This is a genomic window from Xanthomonas vasicola (genome assembly GCF_000772705.2).
GTDB lineage: Bacteria > Pseudomonadota > Gammaproteobacteria > Xanthomonadales > Xanthomonadaceae > Xanthomonas > Xanthomonas vasicola.
On record NZ_JSBW02000010.1, the window covers coordinates 53581 to 69017 of the forward strand.

At 62.9% G+C, this 15437-nt stretch carries 10 protein-coding genes; 3 read left to right on the forward strand and 7 right to left on the reverse strand.

Features of this window, described 5'->3' with window-relative positions:
• Window positions 1-170: 170 nt before the first annotated feature.
• A complete protein-coding gene (locus tag NX05_RS02425; protein WP_039430787.1) occupies window positions 171-506 on the forward strand; it encodes a hypothetical protein in 336 nt (111 codons plus the stop codon).
• Window positions 507-531: 25 nt separating this feature from the next.
• Window positions 532-918, forward strand: coding sequence for a bleomycin resistance protein (locus tag NX05_RS02430; protein WP_039430743.1), 387 nt, complete (start codon window positions 532-534; stop codon window positions 916-918).
• A 91-nt stretch (window positions 919-1009) separates the two neighbouring features.
• On the opposite strand, the gene NX05_RS02435 is transcribed toward NX05_RS02430, so the two are convergent.
• The 7 genes from NX05_RS02435 to NX05_RS02465 form a co-directional block, all read right to left on the reverse strand.
• The gene (locus NX05_RS02435) at window positions 1010-2113 is read right to left on the reverse strand and encodes a type I restriction endonuclease (RefSeq protein WP_039430746.1); all 1104 of its coding nucleotides are present in this window, start codon (window positions 2111-2113) and stop codon (window positions 1010-1012) included.
• Window positions 2114-2323: 210 nt separating this feature from the next.
• Window positions 2324-3787: a mannitol dehydrogenase family protein gene (locus NX05_RS02440; RefSeq protein WP_039430749.1), complete on the reverse strand. Its 1464-nt coding sequence runs from the start codon at window positions 3785-3787 to the stop codon at window positions 2324-2326.
• Window positions 3788-4014: 227 nt separating this feature from the next.
• Window positions 4015-6723, reverse strand: coding sequence for a glycoside hydrolase family 3 protein (locus NX05_RS02445; protein ID WP_039430752.1), 2709 nt, complete (start codon window positions 6721-6723; stop codon window positions 4015-4017).
• A 2-nt stretch (window positions 6724-6725) separates the two neighbouring features.
• Window positions 6726-8390 (reverse strand): glycoside hydrolase family 43 protein, encoded by a 1665-nt coding sequence (locus tag NX05_RS02450; RefSeq protein WP_026112073.1) that lies wholly within the window; start codon window positions 8388-8390, stop codon window positions 6726-6728.
• Between the two features lie 23 nt (window positions 8391-8413).
• The gene (gene manD / locus NX05_RS02455) at window positions 8414-9673 is read right to left on the reverse strand and encodes a D-mannonate dehydratase ManD (RefSeq protein WP_039430756.1); all 1260 of its coding nucleotides are present in this window, start codon (window positions 9671-9673) and stop codon (window positions 8414-8416) included.
• An 11-nt stretch (window positions 9674-9684) separates the two neighbouring features.
• Complete coding sequence (locus NX05_RS02460; protein ID WP_039430759.1) at window positions 9685-11649, reverse strand: sialate O-acetylesterase; 1965 nt, start codon at window positions 11647-11649, stop codon at window positions 9685-9687.
• The gene (locus NX05_RS02465; protein WP_052239561.1) at window positions 11646-13856 is read right to left on the reverse strand and encodes an alpha-glucuronidase family glycosyl hydrolase; all 2211 of its coding nucleotides are present in this window, start codon (window positions 13854-13856) and stop codon (window positions 11646-11648) included. Before NX05_RS02465 ends, NX05_RS02460 begins: the two co-directional genes overlap by 4 nt.
• 161 nt (window positions 13857-14017) lie before the next feature.
• Between NX05_RS02465 and NX05_RS02470 the strand changes: the two genes are divergently transcribed.
• Complete coding sequence (locus tag NX05_RS02470; protein WP_039430764.1) at window positions 14018-15091, forward strand: LacI family DNA-binding transcriptional regulator; 1074 nt, start codon at window positions 14018-14020, stop codon at window positions 15089-15091.
• Window positions 15092-15437 lie beyond the last annotated feature (346 nt).

Consider the following 15437-nt stretch of genomic DNA (forward strand, 5'->3'; position numbering starts at 1 on the left):
AGCGACGTTGAATGCAGAACTCCGTCTCGGACGTCATGCAAGCAACGGTCCAGCACACAGCGGGACATGGCGTTGGGATGCGAGCGCACGCGCTTTTTATAGTCCGCAGGCAGCGGTTTGGCGTTCTTTCGAAAAATGTAGTCGTGGTTGGTGCCTTGGAGCTCTCGAAAATGTGGCGAATCAAGTGGAACCGCAAGCTACTCTTCGCGCTGACCTCGGTGGTCATTGCATGTATCGCTTCGAATCCGGAACTCGTAGCGCTGGTGCCAATGCTGGATACGCTGGGTCTGGATTTATTCGCCTATGTGCTGGCAGGGCAGTTTGGTGCGGTGGTGCTGGGTAGGCTGATGCCTGGTTGCCGTGAGAGTTGCATGGGATGGGGCGGTAAGCTGGTGTTGGCGTTGGGTTACGTTTTCAGCTGCTGTATTGGCGGCTATCTGCGCCAGCTGAGTTGGTATGTCAGACAAACTGGCTGTGCAACTGTCGTTGCCAGCGTGCGACTCTAACGCTTAGACCCGACGGAGCTTGGCGATGGAAACCAGCATCAACGTAGACGCGCAAACCATCCCAACACTGCCGAGCCGTTCGATCGCGCAGACGGTGGCGTTCTATCGGCGACTCGGCTTCGTCGGCGATGCGTATCCGCACGATGCGGGTTACGCGATTCTGCGACTTGGCGATGTGGAACTGCATTTCTTCGCGCATCCGGACCTGGATCCGGTCGACTGTTATGCGGGCTGTTACATCCGGGTGGGCGATGTGGATGCCATCCACGCAGCGATGAAGGTCGCCGCGCTGCCTGAGCGCGGCATTCCACGGCTCGATCCGGTCGGCGACAAGCCCTGGGGCATGCGTGAGTTCGCCATTGTCGATGAAAGCGGCAATCTGCTGCGGATCGGGCAGGTGATTAGAGACTGAGTGTTATATCCACCAACTAGGCTGATTATTTGGTGCTGAAAGGAGTGGGGTCGCTTACAGAAGTCATCAACCAAGCCCCACTCATTCGTGATCAGGCTTCCTGAGGTAGGTAGGAAGTTACAGTGGCCTTAATCCTGTCGGCAAAGCTGTAGATTTCGTCGATAGAGCTAAGGTCGAGTTGCTCCTCTTCTTTGTCTTGATTGAAAATGCCCAGTCGAAGCTTCTGAAGGTTGTTGAAGCGAAGTCTGCAAATCGGCTTTCTGTTGTTATCGTCGAGTAGCACAGCGCAGTAGCTCTGAGCGTCTCTCATGAAAACACGTTTGCCAGGAATAATCTCGCGCACGATGGCTCGAACGATATGGAAGCCTTCAATTTCTTCCGGAGTCGTAACGATTAGAGGGTCAACTGCTAATGGTGCCGTCGCGGAGGTGGGCGTATCGGCAACGACAACCGGTGCGGGATCATTGATTGAAATTGCCTCAGGCGCCATTGCGCCTTTGAGCCGCTCATTGATTCGTTCGCTGATCAGCTGATCGAAGGCCCGGCGCGTTATCGATGTGAATTGATCGCGGATCGCAGGTGTAAAACGTCGATTCCCTACTAGATCTGCAGAAACAAGTTTGACGAAGTCCTCGATAGGCTGGTGCATCCACTCTGCGAGTCGTGTCTGAATGGCGCGCGTGTACTTCAGCTCGTTCGCAGTCGTTAGGATTGTGTCCAGGTCGAATGCAGACTTCGCAAACTTTTTCAGCTCGTCGACATCCCGTTCCTTGAAGTCCAATACATTGAACTCGAAGAAAGGCTTTTCATCCATCTTGTTTGGCTGTTCCAGATCAGTGAAAAATCGGTAGACCAAGCCGTTAGTGAGAACGCCGAAGCGTGCGGCGGTGACATGGAAGTAGCGAAACAGCTGTCCAGCATGATTGATGCTCAGCTCAGCACCCGCTTTCTTGCATTCGAAGAGAATGATGGGCTTACCGTCGCGTAGTATGGCGTAGTCGACTTTCTCGCCTTTTTTGGTTCCCACGTCCGCGACGATTTCAGGCGTGACCTCAAGCGGGTCAAAGACGTCGTATCCAAGAATCTGGATCAGAGGCATCACCATCGCATTTTTGGTGGCTTCTTCGGTCTGAATTAGTGCACGCGTCGTACTAATGCGCGTTGCAAGTACGCGCAGCTGATCGATGAAGTCCATCGTTTTTTTGCTCTTTTGCCATGTTGAGCAATTTTTACCACAGAGAGCGCACTTAAATTGCTGATCATTTGATTTTTATTTGTGGTTGCGGATCAGCTCGGTTGCCAAACGCCCAGATTTCATGATTAGCACCACCGTTGGAAGACCCGCTACTTTCAATTAAGCAGAGCGAAATTTGCATCCAAGAAGGAGTGATTGAGCCCTACGAGACTAGTTAGCCACGAGCGCATGCTGCACGTCCGCTGGGCTGCCTGTATTCAAAGTGGCGTAGGCGGCATGGAGTGCTTCTAAAAAGCGGACATCGCCAGAAAGCTGGAAAAATACCGCATCGACGGCGAGAAACGCTGCGATGTCATCTTTGGCGGAGCCTTTGGCGTCGTGCCCAATCTGACTCAACTGATCACTCAACGGGTCGACCAGCGGCACGCTGTCATGTGCTTGCCTGCGGATGAAGTGCAGCCACGCGGCAACCGCCAGGCATAAGCGCTGGATCGGTTGGCCGGCAGCGAGGGCGTCGCTGATCGTGCCGAGTAGTCGTACCGGAGTTTTTTGCGAGCCGTCCCAGGCGATTTGGGCGAGCAGGTGGCGGATGGCGGGATTGCGAAAACGGGCAAGGATGGCAGCACTGTAACGTTGCGCATCAAAGCCTTCCATCGGTTGCAGGGTGGGGGCGATTTCCGTACGCATCAGCGTTTGGACGAACCCGGCAAGCTCTGGGTGACGCATGGCGTCGGCCACCGTCTCCAGCTGCAGCAGGCTGCCGAGATACGCCAGCGCAGAGTGCGGTGCGTTGAGCAGGCGCAGCTTGGCGCGTGCGTAGCCGGCGATGTCTTGGCTCAAGGTGACGCCCACACGTTCGAATGCAGGGCGGCCGTTGCAGAAGCGATCTTCGATCACCCACTGGCTGTAGCGCTCGCGCTGAATCGGCCAGGCATCGTGCACACCGAGCTGATCTTGCACATGCGTCCGCAGCGCGTCATCGGTGGCGGGCGTGATGCTGTCGACCATCGAGCGCGGAAAGACCACGTGCTGCGTGATCCACTCCGCGAGCGCGGGGGCTGTCTGTTCTGCAAGCCGCACAACGGCGCGCTGTAGCAGCGTGCCGTTGTCGGTCAGGTTGTCGCAGCTGAGCACGGTGAACGGCGCGGTGCCGTTGTGCATGCGCTGTTGCAGCCCGGCAACGAGGTAGCCGATGGCACTGCGCGGGCTTGCGGGGGTGGCGATGTCGTGCGCGATGTCGGGATGCGTGAGGTCAAGCGCGTCCCCGGCCAGGCAATAGCCTTTCTCGGTGACGGTGAGCGTGACCAGGCGCACCCCAGGGTCGGCAAGCCGCGCGAGCACGGCAGCCTGTTCGTCGGCGGCGCAGAGTACTTCGCGAATCGCACCGATGACACGCAGTTGCGGCTGTTCGTCGAGCAGGGCGAGGGTATACAGGCCATCCTGCGGACGTAAGGCATCGCGCACCTGCGGGCGATGCAGCGAGACGGCGCAGATCGCCCAGCTGGGGTCTTCGGCAAGCAGGTCGTCGATGTAGACGGCCTGATGTGCGCGGTGGAAGGCGCCCGCGCCGAGATGCACGATGCCGATGCGGGTATGTTCGGGAGTGTAGTTAGGGGTGAGGACGGCGCTCGGTAGCTGCGCGAGGGTCGTGATGGAGAGTCGTGTGATGGCCATAAGTGTTCAATTCGAAGGATGTGCCGCAAGGTCTCTCGGTCAGCGTCGCCGCGTGCCAAGCCCGCTGCGCGCCCGGGCCCGCGCTTGCGACGCGGGCGCTCCAAGGCACGCGTGCAAGGCGCGCGTGAGCGGTGCCTCTTCGCTCCAAAGGGAAAAAGAGGCTTTAGGGCAGCCGCGGCCGAAGGAATTTTTCGCCCACGGCCGCCTGGCGAGCGTGTCGATGGCTGCTACTTGTCAGTCACGGTGAAGCGCTGTTTGACGCGGATATCTGCACTGGAGGCGCCGATCTGCACTTCATAAGCGCCCGGGTCCACCGTGTAGGTCTTGCGCTGTTCATCGTAGATGCGCAGCGCCTCCTTTGCGTTGATGGGGAAGCGCAGCTCGCGTTGTTCGCCCGGTTGCAGTGCGACGCGTTGAAAGCCACGCAACTCTTTGCCTGCGCGGTCGCGTTGCGGCGTGAGCGGATGCAGATACAGCTGCGCCACCTCATCGCCTGCGCGTTGGCCGGTGTTCTTCACTGTGACCGTGGCCGTGAACGAACCATCGGCCGCCACCGTGTTGCGGTCAAGGCGCAGATCGGAATACGCGAACTGCGTGTACGACAAGCCATGGCCGAACGGATACAGCGGTGTGCCGCCGAAGTAGCGGTAGGTGCGGCCATGCATGGCGTAGTCGTCGAACGCTGGCAGGGTTTCGCTTTCCTTGTAGAACGTCACCGGTAGCCGGCCGCCAGGATTGGCATCGCCGAACAGCGTGTCGGCCACCGCGGTACCGCCGCGCTGACCTGGATACCAGGCCAGTAGGATGGCGGGCACGTGTTGCTGCGCCCAATCGATTGCCAGCGCCGAGCCGGCGGTCAGCACCGCCACCACCGGCTTGCCGGTGGCCTGCAGGGCTTCGAGCAGTTCGCGCTGTGGCTTGGGCAAGCGCAGGTCGGTGCGATCGCCGCCGGCAAAGCCGGGGTAGTTCACCTTCATCTCTTCGCCTTCGACATCGCCGGTCAGGCCACCGACGAAGACCACCACCTCGGCGCTGCGCGCGACGTCCAGCGCTTCTTGCAACGGTGGCTTGGCGCCAGGTTGGCGCCAGGCCAGGCGTACGGCGGCATCACGTTCGCCCTCAAAGTATTCCAATCGCAAGTCGTAAGTGCGGCCAGCTTGTAGCTGCACATCGACGCCGTCGGCGTGCAGGCGGTCGCTGGTACTCCAGCGATCGATCACCGGCTTGCCATCCATGTACAGGCGCACACCGTCATCGGCGGCCGCTTCCAGGTGGTAGTTGCCGGTGGTCGGTGGGACCAGCTGGCCGCTCCAGCGGATGCTGAAATTGTCTGCCGGCACTGCCTCGCTCGGACCGGCTTCGCCGCGCGCCAGCAGGTTGTCGGTCGGCGAGCCGCGGTCCCACTTGAAGCCGATCTGCGCATCCACGCGCACCAAGGCCGGCTTGCCGGACAACTCACGATTGCGAAAGTACTCGCCACGCAAACCGCGCTCGGGCGAGTTGGCCGATGGCCGCAGGTATTGCGGTTCGATCAGTGGCGTGGCGGCGGGGTCCTCGCGCCCTTCGACCAGATCGGCGCCGCGCGCGTACAGCACCTGCGCATTCGGCGCCGCGGCCCGGATGCCTTGCAGCACGGTCACTGGTGCGGCCGGCGTGCCGTAGTAATTGCCGAGCAGCGCCATGGTGTCGTCGGCGGTGGGGCCGATCACCGCGATGCGTTTGAGCTTGGTCCGCGACAACGGCAGCAGGCCATCGTTCTTCAGCAGCACCAGCGATTCGCGCGCAGTGCGTCGCGCCAGCGCATCATGCGCCGGCGATTGGTTGACCGAGGCGGGAATTTTCGACCAAGGCAACTGCCCCGGCGGATCGAACATGCCCAGGCGCATACGCGCGGTCATCAAGGTCTGCAGGGACGTGTCGATCTGTGCCTCTTCGATGAGGCCTTGATGCACAGCCGCCGGCAGGGTGGAATAGTCCTCCCCGCATTCCAGCTCGGTGCCGTGCTTGACCGCCAGCGCGGCGGCTTGTTCGCGGGTGGCGACAATCTTGTGGTGCTTCCAGATATCCACGATCGCCCAGCAGTCGGACACCACGTAGCCCTTGAAGCCCCATTGCTGGCGCAGTACGTCCTGCAGCAGGAATTTGCTGGCGCTGGCCGACTCGCCATACACGCGGTTATAGGCGCCCATCACTGCGTCTACCTTGCCGTCCTTGACCAGCGCTTCGAACGCGGGCAGGTAGGTTTCGTAAAGATCGCGTTGTGAGGGGCGCGCATCGAAGTGGTGGCGATCGGCTTCCGGGCCGCTGTGCACGGCGAAATGCTTGGCGGTGGCGTCGAGCTTGCGGTAGCTCTCGCCCTGCGCGTTCTTCGGTGCGTCGCCGCCTTCGCCTTGCAGGCCCCGCACGAAGGTCACGCCCATGCGTGCGGTGAGGAAGGGATCCTCTCCGTAGGTTTCCTGACCGCGGCCCCAGCGCGGATCGCGGAAGATATTGATGTTCGGCGACCAGAAGGTCAGCCCTTGATAGCGCTCGTGCTGATTCTGGCGCAGGAACTGATGATGCTTGGCACGCGCCTCATCGCTGATGGCGGTGGCGACCTCGTGCATCAGCGGCAGGTCGAACGTAGCGGCCATGCCGATTGCCTGCGGGAATACCGTTGCGCCGCCTGCGCGCGCCACGCCATGCAGCGCCTCGTTCCACCAATCGTAGGCAGCCACCCCCAAACGCGGAATCGCCGGCGCGGCGTTCTGCATCTGCGCTGCCTTTTCTTCCAGCGTCATACGCGAGACCAGATCGGCGGCGCGTTGTTCGAAACTGCGTTGGGTGTCCAGGTACGGCGGCGGTGTCGCGGCATGGGCAGCGCTTGCGGCACATGCCAGCGCGAGCAGGACGCCATGTGTGAGCGAACGAAACGGGGCGGGCGGATGCGAAGGCATGGTCAGTCCTGTGAGGAGCGGTCGGGGTGCGATTGGGCGAACGGCCCGATCATGCTGCCGACGAAACCGCCGGCCTGTTCGGTGCTGAGAAAGCTGGCGTCGTCGTTGCGGCGTAGCGATTGCCAGCCGCGGCCGTCGGCATCGAAGGCGAAGCTGTACGCGCTGCCATCGCCGCTGATCTGCAGCCGCAGCTGTGCCGTTGCCGGGATGCGGGTCTGCGCCAGCGTGGTGGTGGTTGTGCCATCGCGCTTTTCCAGAAATACCTGCACCGCGTCGCCATCGCGGCGGGCGCCGAGTGCGTACCACGCATTGGAATTCTGAAATGCGGATAACCCCGCACGCACGCCAGCGTGCGCCGGCAGCTCCAGCGCGGTGCTGGCGGTGAACCGCGTATGTTGCTGGCGGCGCGCGAGGAACGCCGGTGTGCGGGTGCTGTCCAGCCCCTGCGCGTCGGCATGCAGCGTCAACCAGCCTGTACGCGTGCGTAGATCGGCCACGTCGCGCTTTGGCACGCGCACGGTCAGCCACTCGCGCTGCAGCGTCGTTTGGTCGAAGTCGTCATGCCAGACGAAGTTGCCCGACAATGGCGCCTGCGCGGCATCTGCCTTCATGCCAGTGGGCGCCTTGGCAACGTAGGGGATTGGTTGGCCCGCCGGCAAGATCGATGGCCAGCCATCGCGCCATTGCACCGGCAGCAAAAACGTTTCGCGCCCGGTGTTGTAGCGATCGCCGCTATACGGACGGCTAGCAAGAAACACCGCCCACCATTGCCCATCGGGTGTGTCCACCAGATCCACGTGGCCGGCATTGCTGATCGGGTGTGTGCGCTCGGCAGGCAGGTCGCGTTGGGTCAGGATGGGGTTGCCCGGCGCGGGCGCATACGGCCCCCACACGGTGCGGCTACGCAACACGACTTGCGAATGCTGCGGCCCGGTGCCGCCTTCGGCGCACGAGAGGTAGTACCACCCGTCGCGTTGATACAGGTGCGGGCCTTCGATCCAGATCGGCTTGCTGGCCAGATCCACGCCGCCGTTGAGCAACACCTTGCGCGGGCCGACCGGCTGGTTGGTGGCCATGTCGAAGCGCTGCATCCAGATCGCGCGATGCCCGTCGTACAACGGCGTGCCTTCCGGCGGTCCGTTGTTGAGCAGGTAGGCGCTGCCATCGGTGTCGAAAAATAATGACGGGTCGATGCCATCGATGCTGGGCAACCACGTCAGTGCCGACCACGGGCCCGCCGGATTGCTGGCACTGGCGATAAAATTGCCGCCGCTGTCGACCGAGGTGCCCACCACATAGAAGCGCCCGTCGTGATGGCGGATGCTGGCGGCATACATGCCGCGCGACATGCGCAGCCCATCGTAAGCGAGTTGCTCGCGGCGTTCGACTACATTGCCGATCTGCGTCCAGTGCACAAGGTCAGTGCTCTCGAATACCGGAATCGCCGGGAAGTACGTAAACGTCGAATTGACCAGGTAATAGCGCTCGCCCACACGCGTAATGCTGGGATCGGGATAGAAGCCGGCCAGCACCGGGTTGCGGTAGTGGCCGGCCGGTAGCGGTGTGGCGAACACCGCATCGTCGCCGCGGTAGTCGAACCAATCGAAAGCGACATCGGCAGACGCCTGCGCTTGTGCAGGCGCTGCCAAGGCCATCAGCAACGCCACCCACGTGGTGGAGAGCGCGCGCATCACCAGTCCCACATCGCGCCGTCTTCCAGACGCGCGATCGGCAACTGCTTGGGCACATACGGATACTTCGCTGCAAGCGTTTCGTCGATGTCCACCCCATGCCCCGGTGTCTCGCCGCAGTGCAGGCGACCATCGCGGAACACGTAGTCATGCGGGAACACCGCATTGGCTTCGTCGGAATGGAACATGTATTCCTGGATGCCGAAATTGGGCACCCAGGTGTCGAAGTGCAATGCCGCCCCCATGCACACCGGCGAGAGATCGGTGGCGCCGTGGAAGCCGGTACGCACTTGATGCAGCGCGGCGAAATCGGCCAGCCGGCGTACGTGGGTGATACCGCCGGCGTGGACAATCGTGGTGCGGATGTAATCGATCAGTTGCTGCTCGATCAGATGCTTGCAGTCCCAGATCGAATTGAACACTTCACCCACCGCCAGCGGTGTCACGGTGTGCTGGCGAATGATGTCGAATGCGCGCTGGTTTTCTGCCGGGGTGGCGTCTTCCAGCCAGAACAACCGGTATGGCTCCAGATCACGGCCCAGGCGCGCGGCTTCGATCGGCGTGAGTCGATGATGGGCGTCGTGCAGCAGCTCGATCTCATCGCCGTGATCGCTGCGCAATTGCTCAAATAGCTTGGGCACCACGCCGAGATAGCGCGGTGTGGACCACACGGTTTCGGTGGGCAGCTCGCTTTCCGCCGGTTCATACGGCTTGCCGCCGACAGAAATGCCGTAGGTCTTCTTGATGCCGGGCACGCCGCATTGCGCGCGGATGGCGATAAAGCCCATCTCGCGGAAGCGGCCCACTTCGTCACTGGTTTCGGCGATATCGCGCCCGTTGGCATGCCCGTACACCAGTGCGCCCTCGCGTGAGCGTCCGCCAAGCAACTGGTACAGCGGCATGCCAGCCATCTTGCCCAGGATGTCCCACAACGCCACATCCACTGCGGCAATCGCGCTCATCGTCACCGGTCCGCGCCGCCAGTACGCGCCGCGGTAGAAAAACTGCCAGATGTCTTCGATGCGTCCCGCATCGCGGCCGATCAGATTCGGCACCAAGTGTTCCTGCAGGTACGCGGCCACCGCCAGTTCGCGCCCATTGAGTGTGGCATCGCCCACGCCGGTGATGCCCGAGCGCGTGCGGATCTTCAAGGTGACGAAATTGCGCCCCGGGCAGGTGACGATGACGCGTGCCTCGACGATCTCGCGATCGCGGGCAGAACCTTGCAGCGGTGCAGGGGAGTCGGAAGTCTGTGACATCGTGATTTCGCTCAGGGTGAAGAAGTGGCGGTGATGGGAAGTTCGAACGGGCCGGCCGGCAGGCCGCTGCGGTCGTACAGGGTGCACACGGGGCTGTCGGCCCAGCAGTAGCGCACCCGCGTGGCCTGCACGTCGGCAGGAATGCGCAGGCGGATTTCGCGCGCGGACAGCGTTGCACTGGTATAGCGGCAGCTGCCGGCAGCATCGCCGCAGAGCTCGAAGCCGATCGGCGCGTCGTTGCCGTAACTCAGCAGCGTGGTGTCGACGTCGTCGAAGCCGATGCGCACGCTTTCGCCGTCGCGGTGAGCGCTGCGCGGCACCGGCCCGGAGGCGGCAATCGCGTCGCCATACACTACATGCCGCGCTGCACGCGCCAGGCGCCGACCCAGCTCCTGCTTGTTGGCCGGGTGGATGTCGTAGCGGTCGCCGATATCGATCGCCACCGCCAACCCTGCGTGTGCATCGTTGGCAACGAAGCGCCGCTGCGCCTCGCGCAATTGCGCCCAACCGCTTTCGCTCGGTTGGGTGGGCGGTGCACCGTAATTGGCCAGCTGCACCAGCAGCAATGGAAGCTCCGCGCCGAAGCGCTGCCGCCAGTCGCGCTGCCATGCGCTCAGCAACGCGGGGTAGTGCGCCGCATCGCCGGTATTGGATTCGCCCTGGTACCACAGCACGCCGCGCAGGCCCAGCTGCCCCAGCGGCGCGATCATGCCGTTGTACAAGGTGGTCAGCCCGGCAGCCGACGACCACGGCGCACGCGGTGGCGTGCCCAGCGCCTGCGGCACGATGCGGTATTGCCAGGGCGCGTCCAGCGCCAGCGTGCTGCCATCGGCAAACTGCAGCGCGCGCGATTGCGCATCGCCCAGCAAACCGCCGCGCCGATACGTGTTGAGCACATTAAGCACGATGCTGTTGCGCCCGGCATGCAGCCGTCCACGGGGTAGCGCGTAGCGACGCGGCTGATCAGCACCGTAGCTGCTGCCCACGCCACGGCCGTCGACCCAAGTCTGGTCCAGTTCGTCCACCGGCCCGAGTAGCAACGTGGCGTCTTGTGCGGCCTGTGCCTGGGTCAGTTCGACGCTGGTGCGGTACCAGACCATGCCGTTGAAGCCGACCAATTGCGGCACGCCCCAGTCGTCCCACGCGCCCATTGCCGGCGGCGCGTTCTGCCAGTCGCCGGGCGCATCCGGCTGCCACGGCTCGCCTTCGCCATGCGCATGCCACCAGGTTTCCCACAGCGCGGCCCACCGCGGTGCGGCCGCAACCGGATCGGTTGCGTAACGCGCCAGCACATCCAGTGCGGGGCCATCGTCGCCGGCTGCACGCAGCGCCTTGTTGCCGATCCAGGCCTGCAGTTGCGAGCCGCCCCACGAGGCGTTGATCAAACCCATCGGCACATCGACGCTCTTTTGCAGCTCACGCGCGAAGTAGTAACACGCGGCCGAAAAGTCTTTCACCGTCTCCGGCGTGGTGCGCTGCCAGCTTGCAGCGCCACCGAAACCGCGTTGGGGTGTCGGGCTGGATTGCGCAGGCACCTTGAACATGCGGATGGTGGGATGCTCGGCATCGGCAATCTCGCTGCGCGAATCCAGCGAGCGATACACCTGCAGTTCCATGTTCGATTGCCCCGAACACAGCCAGACATCGCCGATCAGCACATCATCGATCTGCTGCACCACACCGTTGGCAGCGCTGGCCTTCAGGCGGTACGGGCCGCCGGCGGCATGCGCGGGCAAGCGTGCCTCCCAGTGGCCTTGCCGGTCTGCGCGCGCCTGCACCTGCGCAGTGTCCAATTGCACGGTGACACGCGCGCCTGGCGCCGCATCGCCCCACAGGTGAATCGGCGCATCACGTTGCAGCACCGCATGGTCCTGGAACACAGGATGCAGCAGCCGTGCATCCGCAGCGCTGGCAAGCTGCGGCAGCAGCAACGCCGATAACGTCCCGATCAATAGCTTTATGCGACATGCGCTCACTTCGGATTCCCCGGTGCATATGGAAATGTCAGTGCCTGGTAATACGCCAGCGGATGCGTCGGCGGGCTGACGCCTGCAGGCAGCGGGCGACCGGATACACGTTGAAAATAAGCGATGCTGGCATCGCGCCACCACTGCGCCTCACGCTGCTGGATCGCCAAGAAAGCGGCCACCTGCTGGTAGCGCTGTGCATCGACCTTGCCGGCCAGGCCCTGCCAGGTCGTGCGCATCGCAGCCACCTCACTCACGCCGTGGTCGTAATGCCACACCAGCTCATCCCACAGCGGCCTGCCAGAGGCCATGCGGTGATCCCACGGCACATGATGGAACCACAGCAGCAAAGGCTCGGGCACGCGCTGCACGTCGCCGAACACGCGCGCCACCGGTGGCGCATATTGCGCAACGGCATTGCTGCCGCTGGCGCTGCGGTCGAAGCCAATCCCGTTGCGGTCGGCACGGTGGTAATACACCGGGTCCCAATCCGGGCGTTCGCTCCCGGCATCCCACGGCGCCGGTCCGTAATGGTGGCCGCGCCCCATCAGATGATGCAGGCCGAGCGGGGTCATGTAGTCCACTACTGCCTCGCGCGACCGCAGCATCATGCCGACCACCGGCTCGACCACGGCCGGATCGTTGGAGAACGTCATGCGTGCCCATTCCTGCGCAATGGCCTGCGGCGACAGTTGCGGGTCCCACGCCAGCCGCCCGTACGCATACCAGTTGGCCTGATCGAAGATCGAGCCGCTCCAGTTGCGATCGGCGCCGATATTGGCCACGCCGGCAATGCCAGTCAGCCGTGTGCGCTTGGCGTCGGCGAACAGGCTGCCATCCACCGTCTTTGCGACAGTCGAGCCCTTGCCGCGCGCATAGGTGTCGGCCTGCAGGGTTTCGGAAAACAGCGTGCCCAGATAGGCCAGATGCGTGGAGAAGCCCAGATATTCCTTGGTGATCTGGAACTCCGGCATCAACGGCGTCTTGCGCATCGCACCGAACAATGGATGAAACGGCTCGCGTGGCTGGAAGTCGATGGCGCCGTTTTTTACCTGCACAATCACATTGTCGCGAAAGGCGCCGTCCAGCGGCACGAACTCGCTATACGCCTGCTTGGCGCGGTCGTCCGGCTGCTCATGCGAATAGACGAACGCGCGCCACATCACCACCCCGCCGTGCGGCGCCAGTGCGTCGGCCAGCAGGTTCGCGCCGTCGGCGTGGCTGCGTCCATAGTCCTGCGGGCCGGGTTGGCCTTCGGAATTGGCCTTGACCAGAAACCCGCCAAAATCCGGGATGCGCGCATAGATGGCGTCGGCTGTGTCGCGCCACCAGCGCTGCACCTGCGGGTCCAGCGGGTCGGCAGTTTTCAGACCGCCGATTTCGATCGGTGCACTGAAGCGCGCACTGAGAAACACACGAATGCCATAGGGGCGAAACACCTGCGCCAGTGCCGCGGCTTGATCCAGATATTGCGGCGTCAGGCTCCACGCCTTGGCATTGACGTTGTTGAGCACGGTTCCATTGATGCCCAGCGACGCATTCGCACGTGCGTAGTCGGTGTAGCGCGGATCCAGATAGCCGGGCAGCGTCTGCCAGTTCCACAGCGATGCACCAGCATAGCCACGTTCCACCAGCCCATCGAGATTGTCCCAATGATTGAGCATGCGCAGTTGCAGGCGTGGCGATTGGCGCACATCCAATGCTGCGAGCGATTGCCCGGTCTGTAGCAGACGCAACAGGTGAAATGCACCGTATAAAACACCGATATCGCTGCCGCCGACAATGGCGGTAATGCGATGGCCATCCAAGCGGACGCTACGAATCAGATAGCCCTCGCGCCCCAATTGACGCGTATCGAGCTTTAACGCAGCAATTTGTGGCGCGCTGGCGGCGGCCAACACAATCGCGCCATCACGCGTGACCGCGTCCACGTGTAGCGGCGTGTTTCCCAGTAATCCCTGCAGGCCACGCGCCAGTTCATCGCGTGCTGCGTGCAGGGTGGGTGAGTCGCCAACGACCACCAACTGGCTGGCACTGTCACGCAATTGCGCGGCATTGGCCAACGGTTGGTAGCGCAACCATAAATCGTAGCCGTCCTCCGCACGTGCGCTGACGGTAGCCAGCAGGCCGCCGCACAGTAGCGTCAGCCATAGCAACCACTGCGGCGGAAATACACACACAGCGGCGGTATGCCGCTTTATGTCAGGCCCGCTCATGCGGCATGCTCCAGCGTAACGCGTGCATGCAGGCGCATATCACCGCTCTGCCTGCTTCCCGGTACCATGGCTTGCACCGTCATCCCTGCACTGGGCGCCTGCGTGACTGCAGCCGCGCCTGTGCATCCCGCAGCTTTCGCACGCATTTGAAGGGGCCACGCTTGGAGAAGGTCAGGAAATCGGTCCGCCGCACCAGCCGCGCGACCACCATCGATGAGGTGGCGGCGCTGGCGAAGGTGTCGCCGATGACGGTCTCGCGCGTGGTCAACAATACCGGCAGTGTGCGCGATGCCACCCGCGAACGGGTCATGCGTGCGGTCGACAAGCTGGGGTACACGCCCAATCTTGCTGCCAGCGCATTGGCCGCCGCGCAGAGCACGCGCATCGCGTTGATCTACAGCGATCCCAGCGGCGCCTATTTGCGCGAATTGCTGCTGGGCGTGTTGCGGGTTGCCTCGCGCACCTCGATCCAGCTGGTGATCGACTGCTGGGACGACCTGGACGCCGATGCCGAACGCAGGGCCGCGCGCAAGCTCGCCAAAGGCGTTGCCGGTGTGATCCTGCCGCCGCCCTTGTGCGAATCCAGAGCCGCTGTGCTGGAGTTGGTGCGCGCCAAGGTGCCGGTGGTGGCGATCGCTTCCAACCATTTCAGCCCGGATGTGGCCTGTGTGCGCATCGACGAATTTGCTGCCGCCAAAGAGATCACCGAACACTTGATCGCACAAGGGCATACGCGCATCGGCTACATCGCCGGGCATCCGAACCTGTCCGCCAGTACGCGGCGCTTCGAAGGTTTTCAGGCGGCATTGGAAGACGCCGGCCTGCGTCTGGATCGGCATCTGGTGCAGCCGGGCGATTACACCTACAAATCCGGCTTGGTGGCCGCAGAAAAACTGCTGGCGCGCAAACGCCGCCCCAGCGCCATCTTCGCCAGTAACGACGATATGGCCGCAGCGGCAATCTCGGTCGCGCATCGGCGTGGGCTGGATGTGCCACGCGATCTGTCGGTGGTCGGTTTCGACGACACCTCTGCAGCCACTGCGGTGTGGCCCGAAATCACCACCGTGCAGCAGCCCATCGCCGCCATGGCCGATGCCGCGCTGGACATCTTGCTGAAGACGATTCGCGCCAAGGAGCGCACGGCGAAGATGGTCGATCATGTGGTCGCGCACCTGCTGGTCAAGCGGGATTCGGTGGCCGCACCGACAGCTGACGATGCGGCCGAGCCAACATAGCGATCAGACGACTGCATCGCTGTAAGGTGGACGTGGTCATGTCACAGACCTGCATGTAACGCGCCGGGATTGCGGGTATGCGTTCACTCACCTGCTTACCGCACGCCACGTTGTCAGCCATTGCAGACGGTGGCACTGTTGTAGGTGGCACGCAGCTGCACTGCTGGCATTCGTTGCACACGCGCTTCGTTAAAAAAACGAAGCGCGTGCTATGGCAATCATCAACGCGTCAGATACTGATTGATCAGGTTTTCGTACGCTTCCTGGCGGCCGCTGATCTGCTTGGGCACATTGCCGGTGGCATGCTTGGCCAGGTCGGCCAGCGTGATCTTGCCAGCGGCAAAGT

Coding starts and splice junctions, on each gene's coding strand:
- NX05_RS02435 (WP_039430746.1), bottom strand. CDS start 2,113: ATGGACTTCATCGATCAGCTGCGCGTACTTGCAACGCGCATTAGTACG.
- manD (WP_039430756.1), bottom strand. CDS start 9,673: ATGTCACAGACTTCCGACTCCCCTGCACCGCTGCAAGGTTCTGCCCGC.
- NX05_RS02430 (WP_039430743.1), top strand. CDS start 532: ATGGAAACCAGCATCAACGTAGACGCGCAAACCATCCCAACACTGCCG.
- NX05_RS02425 (WP_039430787.1), top strand. CDS start 171: ATGTGGCGAATCAAGTGGAACCGCAAGCTACTCTTCGCGCTGACCTCG.
- NX05_RS02465 (WP_052239561.1), bottom strand. CDS start 13,856: ATGAGCGGGCCTGACATAAAGCGGCATACCGCCGCTGTGTGTGTATTT.
- NX05_RS02445 (WP_039430752.1), bottom strand. CDS start 6,723: ATGCCTTCGCATCCGCCCGCCCCGTTTCGTTCGCTCACACATGGCGTC.
- NX05_RS02440 (WP_039430749.1), bottom strand. CDS start 3,787: ATGGCCATCACACGACTCTCCATCACGACCCTCGCGCAGCTACCGAGC.